This is a genomic window from uncultured Aurantimicrobium sp. (assembly GCF_936931525.1).
GTDB lineage: Bacteria > Actinomycetota > Actinomycetes > Actinomycetales > Microbacteriaceae > Aurantimicrobium.
The window spans coordinates 1-1,969 of the sequence record NZ_CAKZII010000090.1 but is presented as its reverse complement, the minus strand read 5'-3'; the positions used below and the strand labels follow the sequence as shown (position 1 = coordinate 1,969).

Here is a 1,969-nt window from a genome sequence, read left to right as displayed (position 1 = left end):
CGGGCAGCTTCTTCGCCGGTTGCGGTGATCGGGATCTGGCTTGCCTCAAGATACGAGTTGAAAGGCACCTTGGCGTCAATGACGATGGTCTTGCCGCCAGGCAAATTAATCACCATGTCGGGTCGGATAGTTCCGCTGTCGGTCTTCATGGTGGTTTGAGTATCAAAGTCCACGTGGGCAGTGAGGCCTGCAACTTCGACCAAGCGGCGAAGCTGCGCTTCACCCCAGGTTCCGCGAACGCTGTTGGAGCTGAGAGCTGAAGCTAGAGACTGGGTAGTGGCGCGAAGCTCTTCGCCGAACTGGCGGGACTCGGTCAGTTGCTGAGCAATCTGGCCATATTGTTCTTGGCGCTGGTTTTCCAGGTCGTTGACCTTGGTCTGCATAGCTTGCAGGGTTTCTTTTACAGGTGCGAGAGCCTCAAGAACCTTGTGTTCTTCTTTGGCTCGCTCGACATCTTCTGCAACGCGACGGTCATTGGTCTCGCGAAGTTCAGCAATCATGCGCTCAAGACTGGAAATCTGCTCATCTTTACCTGAGATGCGCGCCTCAGCGGTAGCAGCGCGCACAGCGAGGTCGCCTGCATCCGTTGGCAATCCCTTGCGTGAGCGCAATACCCAGCCAATAGAGATGCCGGCAATGATGCCAGCGATTAATCCGAGCAGAAGAAAGAGAGCTGAATCCATACCTTTAGTGTGTCAGCAGGTACTGACAAATCCCTGCTCCCACGGTTAGAGTGAGTGAGCACAGAAGGAAACGATATTCATGTCACAACTCCCCGTTGTTCCACACTGGATTGATGGGGCAGAGCGCCCCTCCACATCCGGCCGCACCGCTCCTGTTTTTGACCCAGCCCTAGGTGTCGAAACGAAGCACGTTGCACTCGCTAACCAGGCAGAAATTCTGGAAGCTATTGCTTCCGCGAAAGCTGCTTTCCCTGCATGGCGCGATGCCTCTTTGGCTAAGCGTCAGCAAATCATCTTCAAGTTCCGTGAGCTGCTCAATGAGCGCAAGGGCGAACTTGCAGAGATCATCACCTCCGAGCACGGCAAGGTTCTCTCTGACGCGATGGGTGAAATTACTCGTGGCCAGGAAGTCGTTGAATTTGCCTGTGGTCTGAACCAGATGCTCAAGGGTGAGTATTCCGAAAACGCCTCCACCGGTGTTGACGTCTACTCCACTCGCCAGCCTCTGGGTGTTGTCGGTGTGATCTCTCCCTTCAACTTCCCCGCAATGGTCCCCATGTGGTTCTTCCCCGTGGCGATTGCTGCCGGTAACACCGTTGTGCTGAAGCCTTCAGAGAAGGACCCTTCCGCCGCAATGTGGGTTGCCAAGCTCCTCAAGGAAGCTGGACTTCCTGACGGTGTGTTCAACGTGCTGAACGGTGACAAGGAATCTGTTGACGGACTCCTGGAGCACCCTGATGTTCAGGCCATCTCGTTCGTAGGCTCTACTCCCATTGCGAAGTATGTTTACGAAACCGGTGCCAAGAACGGCAAGCGCGTTCAGGCACTCGGCGGAGCAAAGAACCACATGTTGGTTCTCCCCGACGCAGACCTCGACCTCGTTGCTGACTCCGCCATCAACGCAGGCTTCGGTTCTGCTGGTGAGCGTTGCATGGCCATCTCCGTTGTTGTTGCTGTTGAACCCGTTGCTGACGCCCTCATTGAGAAGGTTGTCGAGCGCATGGGCAAGCTGACCACCGGTGACGGCCGTCGCAACTGCGACATGGGCCCGCTCGTCACCAAGGTGCACCGCGACAAGGTGGCCTCCTACGTCGACGCAGGCGAGGCAGCCGGCGCCACCCTGGTCGAGGATGGCCGCGGCATCAAGGTCGATGGTGAGGCCAACGGCTACTGGCTTGGCCCCACACTGTTCGACAACGTCACCACCGACATGAAAATTTACAAAGAAGAAATTTTTGGCCCCGTGCTCTCATGTGTTCGCGTCAAAGATTTTGGCGAAGCGGTGC

2 protein-coding genes are annotated in these 1,969 nt (G+C 56.3%); one reads left to right on the top strand and one right to left on the bottom strand.

All coding sequences use genetic code 11. The annotated features are described in order from the left end of the window. Positions 1 to 683: DNA recombination protein RmuC (gene rmuC, locus Q0362_RS04165; protein ID WP_298120127.1), on the bottom strand; the 683-nt coding region annotated here is incomplete at its 3' end. Between the two features lie 79 nt (positions 684 to 762). Between rmuC and mmsA the strand changes: the two genes are divergently transcribed. Further along, a partial coding sequence (gene mmsA / locus Q0362_RS04160) for a CoA-acylating methylmalonate-semialdehyde dehydrogenase (protein WP_298120124.1) occupies positions 763 to 1,969 on the top strand: 1,207 nt, incomplete at its 3' end.